The following is a 14965-nucleotide window of genomic DNA, read 5'->3' as shown; positions in this document are numbered from 1 at the left end:
TGAAAAGGGGAAAGATCATCAGAACCTTGCAGATGTCGGTCATTGCGCAAGGGTCCAGTCTTTCAGATGCAGGCTGGGGGTATTACGACTTTCGTGGCTGATGGTGTGATGTCTGCGGATGGATGGGTCCACATCTGGTGAAACAGCAATATTCCAGCGAACAGTCGGCATATGGATCTTCCATCTGGGTGATGACGTGGTTTTACACGGTCTGCCGTGCAATGGCGATAGAAGGTGCGCGTCATATGGAAGGTCGCCTGCCGGGGCGTGATTATGGTGTCGCCTGGATGATGGCGAACCTGGTGGCTGCCTGTACGGGTTGCCTGCGAAACATGTTGTAAAACCAGAAAGTTTCCGGAGGTTTCTTTAAACCCACATTGCCCGCCGTTATTTCGGGGCGGAGGGGGCCTAAAATTTTTATTATTTTATCAACAGGTTTGGTTCAGCCGTCCATGGGGTGGCCGGTGATGCTTCATGCCACCGCGCAGGCATGGATGCTGGCAGCCATTTCATGGGGGGATGTGTCGGCGAGGGTGGGCGCATCTGTTGCCAACTGTCCTTCGGGCATAAGCAGTGCCAGCAGTTCCGCCGGCACCGGTTCGTCAAGGATATGCGCATATTGGCGGGACAGGCTGACATGCACCCATTGTGGGATGCCGGTTTCCAGGATGTGAAAGACGGGGTGTTCGCAGGACACGTCTGACATGGTTGCGCTCTATTGTCGTTCCAGCCATGGCTGAGGGCTTGCGGCCCCAGCGTGGGTTGGTGACACAACGCGTACCGGGTTGGTCGGGTTATATTCGATATTCAGTTCTGTCTTATTCTTTTTTGTAAGGAAATTATCCTTCAGGCATCCGGCCGGAATATGGCTTTCCCGTCAGCGCGTTGATCCGTACGCGCTTTGTGCGTGTCGTGGTATCGGGCACGACATGGCAATCCAGTCCTTCGGCCCGGCGCGCGGCGGCAAAGCGTTGGGCATGTGAAAGCTGGGCCGCCTGATACAGAACGCGTTCGCCCAGCATGACCTTATGCTGCTTCATGCCTGTGCGGCCTTGGCCTGTCGTGGGGCGGGGGGGACGTTCATGCATGTCACCGCCTGCGCGTTCCGTGGGGTGGCGGTGATGCACCATTGTGCAAGGTCAGTGGGGGAGAGCGGGCGCGAAAAGAGATAGCCCTGTATGACATCGCACTGCATCGCCCGGAGGAGCTGGTATTGGGCCTGCGTTTCGACACCTTCCGCCACCACGGTCATGCCCAGGCTTTGCCCGATGCGCACGATGGCGCGCACCACTGAATAGACCTTGCCCGCGGGTTCTTCGAACCCTTTCATGAAGCTCTGGTCAATCTTGACTTCGCTGACGGGCAGGCTGGCAAGGTTCGACAGGCTGGAAAAACCGGTGCCGAAATCATCCATTGATACACCACAGCCCAGTTCGCGGATGGCGGTGACGATTTCGACCGTCTGTTCGAAATTGTCGATCATGGTGCTTTCGGTCAACTCTATCGTCAGCCGTTCCGGTGGCATCCCGGTTTCATGCATGATGCGCGCGATGGTATCAGGCAGGTTGCGGTCGCGGAAATGGATGGCCGACAGGTTGACGGATACGATGGGGATGTCGATGCCGTGCATCATCCACGATGTCATCTGCCGACATGCCGTACGCAATGACCATTCGCCCAGGATCTCGATCTGTCCCGTTTCCTCCGCCAGCGGGATGAAGCGCCCGGGAGAGATGAAGCCAAGTTCCGGGTCGATCCAGCGCGCCAGCGCCTCCACCCCATGCAGGTGTCGGCTGCCGGTCATGACCTGTGGCTGATAGACAAGGCTCAAGCGGTCTTCCCTGATGGCACGACGCAGTGCCGCGGCAAGGGTGATGCGGTCCTCCGCCGCGCGATTCATTTCGGGGCTGAAGAAACGATAGCAGTTGCGCCCTGCTTCCTTGGCCTGTGACAGGGCGGAATAGGCGTGCTTCATCACCGTCTTCATCTCGTCCGATGGGTCGGTGCCATCGCTGATGCTGATGCCGATACTGGCGCTGGGACGAAGCTCGACCTGCTCGATCATAAGGGGGGCATCAAGTATCCGCAGCAGCCGTTCCGCCTGTACGGCGGCCTGTTGTGGGGCGGTTTCCGTGACAATGACGAATTCGTCGCCATCGGTGCGCGTCAGGATGTCATCAGGCAGCAGGGCATGGCGCAGGCGGCGCGCCACCTCCATCAACAATGTGTCGCCCGCCGCATGGCCCATTGCTTCGTTGATTTTCTGGAAACGGTCCAGGTTAAGGACCATAATGACCCGTGCAAGGGAATGCTGCCGCGCCTGTGTGCAGTAATGCCGCAGCCACGCACGGTTCGGCAGCCCCGTCAGGCCATCATAATGCGCCAGCCGGTCGATGGACTGTCGGGCATGTTCCTGCACGATCGCCAGCATGCACAGATGCACACATGCCCCGACAACGCGACGGCACCAGGTGCTGGGATGGCCTGGTGTGGGGGAGAAAAGCGTGAACGCACCGGCCACCTGTCCGTCGCGCAGGATGATGGGCCGCGCCCAGCAGGCGCGCAGCCCATGGTCAAGTGGCACATCCGCCAGCCCCGCCCACAGGGGGGATGTGGCGATATCCGGCACGATCACCTCCTCATGCCGGTGGATTGCCGTGCCGCACGACCCGGCGGCGGGGCCGATCCGCGCGCCGTCATATTGCGCCACCACCGCCTTGGGCAGGGAGGCGCGGCCGATAGGGTGCATGACCTGGCCATCCTCGGTCATCATCACCAGCGCCTGCACATCGGGGACGATGCGTTCAATGCGGCGGCATATGAAATCCATGACTTCACGCAGTGACAGCCCACTCGCCAGGGCTTCCACCACGTCCTGCTGCAGATAGCGCAGGTCGCGGTCGCGACTGACGTCACTGAGGATGATTATGGTCTGTTCCAGCGCACCATGGTCGTCATGCACAGGGGTCGCGGCGGCGCGCAGCCAGATGTTGGTGCCATCGCGGCGGCGCGCCTGAATATCTATTTCAAAGCTGTTGCCTTCGCCCACCTGTTGACGGAATTGCTGCAGGGTGCGGATGTCACGGCCATGACCGGAAAACAGAATGGAAAAATCGTTTCCCGCGACTTCATCTTCGGAATATCCGCACAAGGTGCCAAAGGCAGGGTTGGCATGCATGATCCGGCTCTGCCCATCCAAAACGAGGATGCCGCGATCGGTTTCATGAACGATGGTCGCGCAGATCCCGTCCCCCAGCACATGTCCCTCCGCCGGGGAGACATCACGCAGCGTAATGACATGCAGGCGGCGCCCTTGCATCTGAAGTGATGAAACTTCCAGCTCCGCATTGAAACATGTGCCGTCGCGCCGTGTAATGCTCAGGGTATGGAGGCCGCCGCGCAAGGGCTGGGTTGCTTTTTCGCCCGACTGTGAAAGGGGTGTCTGGATTTCCATGGGCAGGACGGTGCTGCTGTGGCGGCCCATGACATCATCGCGTGCATGCCCGGACATATGTTCGGCCATATCGTTGAAGACAACGATCGCATTGTCATCATCGACGATCACGACCCCTACATTGGTGGAAACCTGCTGTGATTTTCGCAGCCGATGCGGACCTGTCGCGGACATTTCAGTTATTCCCTTGCCCCGTGGCCGCACCCTTGTCAGACATCGGGCGCATGTCACCGGGGATTACGTGCCGGTTTAGGAAACATAAAGGCGAGCCGTTCTGGTCAGGTTCGATTAGTGCATGATCACATAGGCGTTTTTTCGATCTTGCCCATGAAGGACGAAGCCTTGTTATTTCAAGACGTAAGGTCGATTATGAATATGGCGTTAATATGTCAAACGTGTCGGAAGCATGGAAACTATTTATTGTAGGAACATATTCCTGACCATTTTCCATATCGGAAATGCATCCCATCCGCATCCGGCGCAGCACTGGCGGCGGTGATGCCGTGACCGGTGCCATATGTGGTATCGGGGCCGAATATCGGAGTGGTAACGGCTGTCGGTGGCATGCATCGTATCCTGGGCAAACGCCGCATGCAGGACGAGGTTGCATACCCCCAACAGCAGGGATCGGAAATAGAGAGGGGGAGGGGAGGCGTGCGGATGAATGATGTGCGTCAAAGCTGGACGCTCATTCAGCAGGGGCATGCGCTCACAGCGCATTCCATATTTATGGAATGGCGGCAATATTTCTGAATTATAAGGAAACGTGGCTCCCGAAGTAGGACTCGAACCTACGACCCAGCGATTAACAGTCGCTTGCTCTACCAACTGAGCTATTCGGGAACAGCGTGAGCAGCTTATAGCCACAGTGGCTGGGGGTCGTAAACCCCCTTTTTCCACTTTTTTTGCCATATGCCCAAAATCGGCGGGCTGTGCCATAACATCCTGTAGATATGGCGTTAAATCATGGGAAAGGAGCGGATCACATGGCGGGTCACATGGGTGTGCCAATGCAGTCATGGCGGTGATACCGCGTCGCAGGGTCATGGCCGGGCTTGGCGGGGCGAGCGTCCTTGCCGGGGTGGGGCTGTGGGAATGGCGCGCCCAGCGTCGGCGCGCCGGGCGGCTGCATGTGGGCGATGTCCTTGATGGGCAGGCACACCAGATCGACCTGTCCTGGCCATCCGCGCCGATTTCCATCCTGTTCAATGTGGCGCAGCGGCAGGGATTTTTTGAACGTTATCTTCTGGATGTGCGTCTGACGGAGGGGGGCGTCACGGGGCGTGATGCGATTGGGGACCTGCAGGCCGGGCGCAGCAGTGTGGCGGTGGCCCCTGTGCTGTCGTGGCTGGACAAACTGCATGAGGGGGAGGTGCAGGCACGGCTGGTCATGGGGTTGCAGGCCGGGACGTTCCGTCTGCTGGTGCGCCGTCGCCTGAAATTGACGCGGGTGGAGGATATGGTCGGTCGGCGTATCGCCATTACCAATCCAGATATGGCGGACCGGCTGTTCTTTTCCGTCGTGCTGCGGCGCAAGGGGATGAACCCCGACACCGGGCCGATATGGCGTGTCGTCTCACCGCAGGACATGGACGGGGCGATCCGTGGCGGGGATGTCGATGCCGTGGCGGTACATGATCCGCTGGCATGGCGTCTGCTCAATGATCCGTCGCTTGGTCTGGGGGAACTCGTCAACAGTGTGAACGGGCTTTATGCGCAACGCACGAATCTTGCGCTGGGGGTGGGACACGCGATGCTGGAACACGCACCCGCCGCGGCGGCGGCCCTTGTGGTTGCATTGCAGGATGCCGCGCGATGGCTGAAAACCCATATCCCTGAAACGGCCGGCCTGCTTGATGGGCGCATTGATGGCATGGCGCAGGCAGGGATCATGGCGATGATGCGTCATGAAGTGCTGGGGATCTGCCCCACGGGGGCTGAACTGCGTGTACAGCTTGCACAATATATTGACGAAATGAAGCTGCTTGGCCGGTTTCCCGATACGCTGGGCTCGGCGGCGTATGCGCGGGCCATTTCGATGGACCTGCTGCATCATAACGGGCCGCCATGATGGGCGTGCAGGGCGCGCGCCATCACCAGATTGAAAAAACCTTTGCCAGGGCAGGATGATTTCGGGTCGCCCCCTTATCGCACGTCGCGGTAATAAGGCTGCGCCAGTGCGGCGGGGGCTGCCATGATGCGGCGCATGCGGTGCCAGACCACGACCGGCACGATGATGAACGCCACCGTCCCAAGATAGGGCAGCATGTTCAGGAATGCCGGGTCTATGGGCCAGTTACGTGCCTGCCCCACAAAGGCCAGCGCGGTAATCAACCCGAACAGCAACGCGGCGCATGCCACCATGACGGGGCGATACCCGGCAAAGATCACCAGCGCCAGCGCGATCCAGCCGCGCCCCGCGACCATGCCTTCGGACCATACCGGAACATAGGTCAACGTCAGATACCCACCCGCCATTCCCGCCATCGCCCCGCCCAGCGTGACATAGCCAAAGCGCATGGCCATCACCGGGATGCCCGCTGCATCCGCCGCGGCGGGATTTTCCCCCACGGCACGCATGTTCAGGCCATGGCGTGTACGGAACATCACGAAATGCACCAGCAGTGGCAGCATGACATAAATCGGGATGACCAGGATGTTCTGCCCGAACAATGCCGGCCCGATGACCGGGATGTTCGACAGCACGGGTATGGCCACATGGCCGAACATAGTGGCCGATGGCTGGCCCGCGTAATCATGTCCCAGCGCGGTGGACAGGCCCTGTCCCATGAACGTGACCGCCAGCCCGCACAGCACCTGGTTCGCCCGCATGATGACCGCGCCAAACGCAAACACCATGCCGCCAACCGCCCCGGTCAGCCCCGCCGCCAGCAGCCCGGCCCATGGATTGTGCGTACTGCCGACCGCCATGATCGCAACAACCGCGCCCAGAGCCATCAGCCCTTCAACCCCGAGATTGGTGACACCCACGCGTTCGGCCATGACCTCGCCCAACGCGGCCAGTGTCAGGACACCCCCCGCCAGTACTGCCGTCGCCAGCATACCACCCAGCAATGCGATCATGGCCCGGTTTCCTTTGCAAGGCTGGCGACGGGCCGGTAATGGGCCAGTTCGTCCGCCAGCGCGATCATGAACAGCATCAGTCCCGTGATCGCCAGCACCACCGATGCCGTCAGCTGCTGCGTCTGCAGCACGATCCCGGCATCCAGGATGAACGCCATCAGCAGGGCGGCAGGAATGACATTCAGGCACGACCCGCGCGCCAGCACGGCGACCACGATCCCCAGATAGCCGAAATTGTTGGCCATCCCCCCCTGGAGCCGGTGAACCGTCCCGGCAAGTTCGAACATGCCAGCCAATCCGGCAAGGCCGCCTGACAGCAGCATGACCGCGATGATGCGTGCGCGCACCGCGATCCCGGCATAACGCGCGGCATCGGGGTTTGCGCCGCCGATGCGGATTTCATATCCCCAGCGCGTGTGCGCCATGATCCATGTCAGTATCGTAACGATCCCCAGCCCGAGCGGGAACCCCCAATGCACCACGCCCCAGATATCGGGGATGGAAACCGGCAGGCGCGCGCTTGAGACCTGCGCGCCCGTCACCCGGTCACGCCATGGTCCGGTCGTCAGGTAATAGGTCAGCAGGGACGCGACGAAATTCAGCAAAAGCGTGGTTATGATCTCGTTCACCCCGGCATAGGCACGCGCAAGGGTTGGCACTGCGATCCATCCCATCCCCGCCACGATCCCGGCAATCGCCATCAGCGGCAGGACCACAATGGCTGGGGCCGGGATGAACAGGCCAACCGCCGCCGCGCCGATGGCCCCGGCATAGAACTGTCCCTCCGCGCCGATATTCCACAGGCCGATACGGCTGCATACCGTCACCGCCGCCCCCGTCAGCAGCAGCGGTGACATGAACAGGGCCAGATCCTCCATCCCGAAGCGCGAACCGATGGTGGAACGCATCACCAGCAACGCCAGATCGACAGGACTGTATCCCGACAGGGCAAGGATCCCCGCCGTCATCAGCAGGGCGCACACGATCGCCCCCACACGCCACAGCATCAGGCGCATGGCGGGGACAACGGGCAGGCGCTGGAAACGGTTCTGCGCGGTCATGATCCGTCCCTCCCCATTGGCAGGCTGGACGGGTCGCGTCCCCCCATCAGCAGGCCGATCGTCGCCATGTCCGCTTCTGCGGCATCGAGCACTGCCATCATGCGCCCATGGAACATCACCCCGATCCGGTCCGAGACGTTGAGGAGGTCTTCCAGGTCTTCGGAAATGAAGACCACGCCCACGCCCTGATCGCGCAGTTCCGTCAGGTAGGACAGCATGGTGGCGATTGCGCCGATATCCAGCCCGCGCGCGGGATAGGCCGCGACAAGCACCCGATGGGCGATGCGGATTTCGCGTCGTGCGACCAGGCGTTGCTGGTTACCGCCCGACAGGTTGCGCACCGGCATGGCAAAGTCCGGGATGGTGACATGCGCGACCTGTGCAATCCCGCGCGCCAGCATGGCGGCGGCCGTACTGTCATACAGCCCGCGCCGCCCGACCGGGGGTGTCGCATATTCGCGCAGCGCCATGTTGTCCGTGATTGACAGGGAAGGGGCCAGCGCGCTGCGCAACCGGTCTTCGGGAATATGGCCCACCCCTGCATGGGCAAAGATGGCCGGGTCGATGCGCTCCATCTCCGTCCCATCCAGCAGGACATGTCCCACGGCGGGTTTCAGAAGTCCCGTCAGCACCCCGGCCAACTCGCGCTGCCCATTGCCCGCAACCCCGGCGATACCCAGGATTTCACCCCCATGCAGGTCCAGCGACACGTCACGCAGGCTTTCGACACCGCGTGCATCGCGTATCGTGACATTGCGCAGGCCCATGATGGGACTGGCGCTGACCGGCCGGGCGCCCGGGGGGCGTGTGCGCATGTTCTGACGTATGATGTCACGCCCGACCATGGTGGTCGCCAGCATGGCGGGGGTGCAGGCGGCAGTATCGAACGTGCCAATTCTGCGCCCGCCACGCAGGATGGTGACGCGGTCGGAAATTTCCATCACTTCATCCAGCTTATGGCTGATGATGATGACGGCATTCCCCTGCGCGCGAAAGGCACGCAGCGCACGGAACAGTTCGCGCGTTTCCTCCGGCCCCAGCACGGCGGTCGGTTCGTCCATGATCAGCAGGCGCGCCCGGCGCGACAGTACGCGCAGGATTTCCACGCGTTGCTGTTCCCCGGCGGACAGGTCGCTGACGCGCGCATCGGGGCGTACGGGAAACCCGAACTGTTCGGCGATGGCGCGCGTGCGTTCCTCCATCGCGCGGGCGGAGACAAGGCGCGGCGCTTCGTCCCAGCCAAGGTGGATATTCTCCGCCACGGTGAAGGCCTGTACCAGCTTGAAATGCTGGTGGACCATGCCAATTCCCGCACGGATCGCCTCCTGGGGGGAATTGAATACCTGCCCGTAGCCATCAAGCAGGATGTCGCCTTCCTCTGGCTGGTAAATGCCGGTCACGACATTCATCAGGGTTGATTTGCCCGCGCCATTTTCACCCAGCAGGGCATGGATTTCTCCCGGCCAGACCGCCAGATCCACATCCCTGTTGGCGATGACGCCGGGAAAGAACTTCCCGATGCCACGCAGTTGCAGGATCGGCGGTGTGCCCGGCGCAAGGGGCGGGCGCGTGGAAACGTCAACCAAGACCCGACACCCCCGCCACGGCCCAGTCACAGTGATAGATCTGCTCATCATCCAGTGTCACGCCCGCCGGCACACGCAGCCGCCCGTGATTGTCATGGATCGGGCCACGAAACGGGTTATATCCCGCCAGCATGCGTGTGCGCATGTCATCGGCCTGTCGCGCGACCGCCTCTGGCACCGTGGGGCCCCACCTGTCGCGATCCACCCCATGGCCCAGTGTGAGGAACGCGGCGGAAGGGTGCCATCCCCCCTCCAGCAGGGCGCGCACCTGCGCGACATAGAACTGGTTGAAATCCAGCATCACCGAACTGACATAGGCGTCCGGTCCGTATTGCAGCATCCCCGTATTCCACATCGCCGCCCTGACACCGCGTGCCACCGCGACACGCAGATAGGCCGGTTCGTCCATGATCCCGCACAGGAAATCGCACCCATTATCCACCAGTGCGGTGGCCGCCTGTGTCGCGGCCTGCGGGTCGAACCATGCATTGATGGTGATGCCCTGCAACGTGATGGCCGGGTTGACCGATTGCGCGCCCAGCAGCGTCGCATTCGCGCTGGCATAGACCGAGGGGATGGGAAACGCGCCCAGGAATCCGATCCTGCCGGTTTTCGACAGCAGGCCGGCGGCAATCCCGATGATATAGCTGGCGTACCAATGGCTGACATAATACCAGCCAAGGTTGGATGTCAGGGAATTGCCATCGCATTCCATGAAGGCGACGTCAGGTGCGCGCTCGGATACGTCCTTGATGAAATCACCATATTCCGATGTTGCGAACACCATGTTCGCCCCTTCCGCCACGAACTGGCGAAAGATGCGCGTCGCATCGGCGGAATAAGGGACGCTTTCGACATAAACGGTGCGGATTCCCGGGAATGCCTGCCGCACGGCCTGCACGCCACGGTTATGCACCATGCTCCATCCCCCATCGGTGATCGGGCCGGTATGGCCAAAGGCAATCAGTGCGTCCGCTGGTGCGATTGACGGGCGTGGCACCCGCCCCGTATCCGCCCGTCCCGCGCGCAAGGGCAGCAGGGTCGATCCCGCCGCCATCCCCGCAAGGCCGAGCATGGCGCGTCGTGAAGCCAGTAACCGCCCCCGCGGTCCTGTAACATCCATCTTTGTGTATTCTCCCCCGGTCATGATGCCCATGCCTCCCTCTGGCGTGGGCGTCGTGTCGTCTTTGAGTTATGAAGTTTCGTTGCCCTCCAGCAGATCGCGCGTGGTGATGATGCCGATCCCCCCGTCACGCAGGGCACGATGGACATCACGCCTGTCATCATTGATCGCGGCGCACGCATCGTCGAGTACAAAAGTGTCGAACCCGTCCGTCACTGCGTCCAGGGCGCTGGCCCGCACGCAGTATTCCAGCGCGATGCCACAGACAAAAACACGCCGGATGCCACAGGCCGCAAGCCAGGGCGCAAGTCCGCTTTCATGCCCGCCTTCGTTGTCGCGGAACGCGGAATAGCTGTCGATGTCGCGCTGCATGCCCTTGCGCAGCACCAGTCCGATATGTGCCTGCGCCAGCGTATCGGGAAAGGAAGCCCCCCATGTTGCGGCGACGCAGTGTTCGGGCCACCGGTCGGGGGCGGGGGGATTGTCCGCCGTGAAGGAGACATGACCGCGTGGATGCCAGTCCTGTGTCGCCACGATCCGACCAAATGGCAGGTCCTGCAGGCGGTTGATGATCGGGATGATCCGCCCGCCCTGCGCCACAGCCAGGGTGCCGCCGGGCAGGAAATCATTCTGCACATCGACAATCAGCAGGGCGTCGCGACCGTCGATGGCAGGGAGGGGGGTCATGATCGCAGGATATTCACAGGATATTCATGAGAGCTGAGGCAGCCCGGCAAGGCTGCGCCACCCGGCCTCGTCCACGGTATGCAGGTTCAGTTCCGCCGCCTTGCGTGCCTTTGACCCTGCCTTTTCGCCCAGTACGACGATGTCCGTCTTGCGCGATACACTGTCAGAGACGCGCGCGCCCATGCGTTCGGCAATGGCGCGGGCTTCGGGTCTGCTCATGGTCGTCAGCGTGCCGGTAAAGACGATGACCTTGCCCGACAGTTCCCCCGCCGCAAGCATTTCCTCGTCCGTGATGGCCTCCAGCACATGTGTCAGATCCTCAAGCGTCTGGCGGTTATGTGCCTCGATGAAAAATGCCACCAGTTCGTCGGCAATGGCAGTGCCGATTCCGGTGATGCTGCCCAGTTCGAGCCGTTCGTCCGATCCCACGGTCGTCGCGCGCAACATCTGCTGGTGCCAGTTGTCATACGACCCGTAATGGCGCGCCAGAAGTCGCGCCGTGTTGATGCCGATGCGACGGATGCCCAGGGCGTAGATAAAGCGTGACAGTGAAATCGTCCGCCGCGCCGCGATCGCATTCATCAGGTTACGCGCCGACAGCGTGCCCCATCCGGGACGCACCGCAATGGCTTCTTCATGCGTGGGCAGGTGAAAGATGTCGGCCGGTGTGCCCAGCAGCCCGTCGGCGTGGAATTCGGCAATCGTACGATCACCCAGCCCTTCGATATCGAAGGCATCGCGCGACACGAAATGGATCAGCCGCTCCACCAGTTGCGCCGGGCACGTCAATCCGCCGGAGCACCGCCATACAACCTCGCCTTCGGGGCGTTCGGCATGGGCATGACAGACGGGGCAGACATGGGGGAAGACAAACGGGTGGGGGGAATGGTCACGTGGCAGCACGACGTCGAGAACCTGCGGAATGACGTCGCCTGCGCGCTGTATGCGCACAAGGTCGCCTTCCTGCACATCCTTGCGGACGATTTCATCTTCGTTATGCAGGCTGGCGCGGGTGACAATCACGCCGCCCACGTTCACCGGTTCCAAAATGGCAACAGGCGTCAGTGCCCCGGTACGACCCACCTGGATATCGATCTTCGTCAGGCGTGTAATGGCCTGTTCAGCGGCAAACTTCCACGCCACGGCCCAGCGCGGCGCCCGCCCGGCAAAGCCAAGGCGTTCCTGAAGCGCGCGTTCGTTGATCTTGTACACCACACCGTCAATGTCGTAATCAAGGGCGGAGCGTTCGCGCGCAATCCGTTCCATGAACGCTTCGGCCTCCGCCTCATTCGCGACCCGCGTACACAGCGGGCTGACCGCGAATCCCCATTCCCCAAGCTGTCGCAGATACAGGTCATGGGTGTCGGCCACCGGGGCGCTGCAATATCCCACGGCATAGGCAAACAGCGACAGGGGACGCTGGCGCGTGATTTCGGCGTCAAGCTGGCGCAGCGACCCGGCCGCGGCATTGCGTGGGTTGGCAAAGGGTTTCTGTCCCGCCGCAACCTGTGCCGCGTTAAGCGTCAGAAAGTCGGATTTGGCCAGGAACACTTCACCCCGGATTTCAATCAGGTCGGGGGCGGGGCCGTGCAACTGCTGCGGCATGTTGCGCAGCGTGCGCAGATTGGCGGTAACGTCTTCCCCCTCGGTCCCGTCACCACGGGTGGTGCCGCGCACGAAATGCCTATTTTCATAGGTCAGGCTGATCGACAGCCCGTCGATCTTGGGTTCGGCCACGAAGTCGAGCTGCGTGGCCTGCGCATCGTCAAGCCCGAGGAAGCGCGCGGCGCGGCTGATGAAGCCCTCGAATTCCTCCCGGCTGAACACATTGTCCAGCGACAGCATCGGCGTCAGGTGTCGATGGCGGCGAAATGCGCCAGAAGGTGCCGCGCCCACGCGGGTGTCGGGGCTGTCGTCACGGCGTTCGCGCGGATGGGCCTGTTCCAGTTCGCTATTGCGCCGACGCAAGGCATCATACACCGCATCGGTCACGATCGGTGCGTCATCCTGATGATAGGCGCGATCCAGTTGCGCGATCACATCCGCCAGTAGCGCAAGTTCGCTCGCCGCCTGCGATGCCGACATGTCCGGCCCCGCCGCGCGGGCAAGGATGTCCTGACAGGACCGCGCCAGGTCCTTGGCGGATTCCGTCATGTCATTCCCCTTTCAGAAGGCTGTCGGCAGCGGCGCGCGCGGCGGGTGTGATCGTGTCACCAGAGAGCATGCGGGCGATTTCCTCCAGCCGTGCCGTATTGTCGAGGGGGGCTGCATGGGTTTCGGTCCGGTCGCGCACCACCTTCTTGCTGATGCGCAGGTGCGCATCCCCCCGTGCCGCGACCTGCGGGCTGTGGGTGACAACCAGCACCTGCACATCGCGTCCGACCATATACAGCCGTTCCCCGATGGCCGATGCCGTGGCCCCGCCCACGCCTGAATCAACCTCATCAAACACCAGCGTGGGAATTGCCGAACGTCCCGCCAGTACGACCTTGAGCGCCAGCATCAAGCGTGACAGTTCACCGCCCGACGCCACCTTGGCCAATGGTCCAGGGGGCTGGCCGGGGTTGGCGGCGATCAGGAAGGATGCCTGCTCCTTGCCGCGCAGGTTCCATGCCTCGGGCGGGAGGGGCAGGAGTTCGACAATGAAACGCGCGCGTTCCAGACGCAGCGGGCGCAGTTCCGCCATCACCGCCGTTTCCAGACGGCGTGCGGCCTTTTCGCGCGCGGCCGTCAGTTTCTGCGCCGTGTCCTCGAACTTCGCACGGGTTTCCGCCATCGCGGCCTCCAGCACCTCGATGCGGGCATTGCCTGAATCCAGTGCGCCAAGCCGTTCGTTGAACGCGGCAAGCAGCCCGGGCAGCTCCGGCACCGAAACCCCGTGCTTGCGCGCTTCGGCACGCAGGGCAAATAACCGTTCCTCGGTCTGTTCCAGCAAGCGCGGATCAGCCTGCGCGTCGGAGGCGAGGCGTGAAAGCAGGCTTTCTGCTTCGGCAAGCGCCTCTTCCGCGCGTTCGAGCGCATTGAGCGCCTCCTGTGCCGCGGCCTGTTCCTCCGCCCCGATCGCGCCGGGATTGAGGTCGGTCGGTGTGGGCAGCAGGCGTTGCAGCGCGCGGCTGGCGTTGCGCAGGGCAGATGCGGGGCTGACACCGCGGCGTTCGCGCGGGGACAGATCACTCAGGGCGGCGGCAATCGCTTCGGCCCGGCGCTCTCCCTGCTGCAATGACTGGCGCATGCCCGCAAGGTATGTCTCCTCATCCTCCATCGGGGCAAGGGTGGACAGGTCATCGGCGGCCTGACGCAGCCAGTCTTCCTCCCGCGCCGCACTTTCCATTTCCGCACGCGCGGCGGCAAGTGCCGCCGTCGCCTCGATCCAGGCGCGATAGGCGCGTGCGGTGTTGGTGCGCAAGGCGGCGGGCACGCCAAAGGCGTCAAGCAGGTCAAGATGGGTGCCCTGATCCGCAAGCCCCATCTGTTCATGCTGTCCCTGGATTTCCACCAGAAGCGAAGCCGCACGGCGCAGCAGCGTCACGCCGACCGGCTGGTCATTGATATAGGCACGCGACCGTCCGTCCACCGTCACGATGCGGCGCAGCAGGATCGGCTCTGCGGGTTCCTCTATGGCGATGCCCTGTTCCGCGAGCAGCGCATGCACCGGATGGTCGGTTGCGATTTCAAAACTGGCGCTGACACTGGCCTGTTCCGTGCCCGCGCGCACCAGCGACGCGCTGGCACGTTCGCCCAGCGCGAGGCCGAGACTGTCGAGGAGGATGGATTTCCCGGCCCCCGTTTCCCCCGTCAGCACCGTCAGCCCGGCGATAAAGGACAGGTCGAGCTTCTCGATCAGGACGACATCGCGAATCGAGAGATGTGTCAGCATGCGGATGATCCGATCATCAGGTCAGGCACAATGGGCGCGACCTAGAGCGTTTCCACCGAAAACCGGTTCGGTGAAAATGCTCCGGTTTATGGT

11 protein-coding genes and 1 tRNA gene are annotated in these 14965 nt (G+C 62.4%); 1 reads left to right on the top strand and 11 read right to left on the bottom strand.

Annotation, left to right across the window (positions count from 1 at the left end):
• Positions 1-472 precede the first annotated feature (472 nt).
• From B7G66_RS07500 to B7G66_RS07485, 4 genes are all read right to left on the bottom strand, one after another.
• Positions 473-706, bottom strand: coding sequence for a hypothetical protein (locus tag B7G66_RS07500; RefSeq protein WP_003620603.1), 234 nt, complete (start codon positions 704-706; stop codon positions 473-475).
• 133 nt (positions 707-839) lie between these two features.
• Entirely contained in the window at positions 840-1040 is a 201-nt protein-coding gene (locus tag B7G66_RS07495; RefSeq protein ID WP_003620601.1) for a hypothetical protein, read from the bottom strand.
• A complete protein-coding gene (locus B7G66_RS07490) occupies positions 1037-3628 on the bottom strand; it encodes an EAL domain-containing protein (protein ID WP_003620599.1) in 2592 nt (863 codons plus the stop codon). The genes B7G66_RS07495 and B7G66_RS07490 overlap by 4 nt, the downstream gene beginning before the upstream one ends.
• Before the next feature lie 593 nt (positions 3629-4221).
• Positions 4222-4297, bottom strand: a tRNA-Asn gene (locus tag B7G66_RS07485).
• Between the two features lie 175 nt (positions 4298-4472).
• On the opposite strand from B7G66_RS07485, the gene B7G66_RS07480 reads away from it, so the two are divergent.
• On the top strand, positions 4473-5525 hold the full coding sequence (locus B7G66_RS07480; RefSeq protein WP_003620593.1) for an ABC transporter substrate-binding protein: 1053 nt from the start codon (positions 4473-4475) through the stop codon (positions 5523-5525).
• 74 nt (positions 5526-5599) lie between these two features.
• On the opposite strand, the gene B7G66_RS07475 is transcribed toward B7G66_RS07480, so the two are convergent.
• The 7 genes from B7G66_RS07475 to recN all read right to left on the bottom strand — a co-directional run bounded on the left by B7G66_RS07475 (position 5600) and on the right by recN (position 14872).
• A complete protein-coding gene (locus B7G66_RS07475) occupies positions 5600-6538 on the bottom strand; it encodes an ABC transporter permease (RefSeq protein WP_003620591.1) in 939 nt (312 codons plus the stop codon).
• Entirely contained in the window at positions 6535-7599 is a 1065-nt protein-coding gene (locus B7G66_RS07470) for an ABC transporter permease (RefSeq protein WP_003620589.1), read from the bottom strand. Before B7G66_RS07470 ends, B7G66_RS07475 begins: the two co-directional genes overlap by 4 nt.
• A complete protein-coding gene (locus tag B7G66_RS07465; protein ID WP_003620588.1) occupies positions 7596-9185 on the bottom strand; it encodes an ABC transporter ATP-binding protein in 1590 nt (529 codons plus the stop codon). The genes B7G66_RS07470 and B7G66_RS07465 overlap by 4 nt, the downstream gene beginning before the upstream one ends.
• Positions 9178-10308: a BMP family ABC transporter substrate-binding protein gene (locus B7G66_RS07460; protein WP_040512059.1), complete on the bottom strand. Its 1131-nt coding sequence runs from the start codon at positions 10306-10308 to the stop codon at positions 9178-9180. The genes B7G66_RS07465 and B7G66_RS07460 overlap by 8 nt, the downstream gene beginning before the upstream one ends.
• A 69-nt stretch (positions 10309-10377) precedes the next feature.
• Positions 10378-10995 (bottom strand): nicotinamidase, encoded by a 618-nt coding sequence (locus tag B7G66_RS07455; protein ID WP_003620586.1) that lies wholly within the window; start codon positions 10993-10995, stop codon positions 10378-10380.
• A 24-nt stretch (positions 10996-11019) separates the two neighbouring features.
• The gene (gene ligA / locus B7G66_RS07450) at positions 11020-13080 is read right to left on the bottom strand and encodes an NAD-dependent DNA ligase LigA (protein WP_231106308.1); all 2061 of its coding nucleotides are present in this window, start codon (positions 13078-13080) and stop codon (positions 11020-11022) included.
• Positions 13081-13150: 70 nt separating this feature from the next.
• On the bottom strand, positions 13151-14872 hold the full coding sequence (gene recN, locus B7G66_RS07445; protein WP_003620584.1) for a DNA repair protein RecN: 1722 nt from the start codon (positions 14870-14872) through the stop codon (positions 13151-13153).
• Positions 14873-14965 lie beyond the last annotated feature (93 nt).

It is taken from the genome of Novacetimonas hansenii JCM 7643, assembly GCF_000964405.1.
Lineage (GTDB): Bacteria > Pseudomonadota > Alphaproteobacteria > Acetobacterales > Acetobacteraceae > Novacetimonas > Novacetimonas hansenii.
The sequence above is the reverse complement of the archived record's forward strand: the minus strand, read 5'-3'. Positions and strand labels throughout refer to the sequence as shown.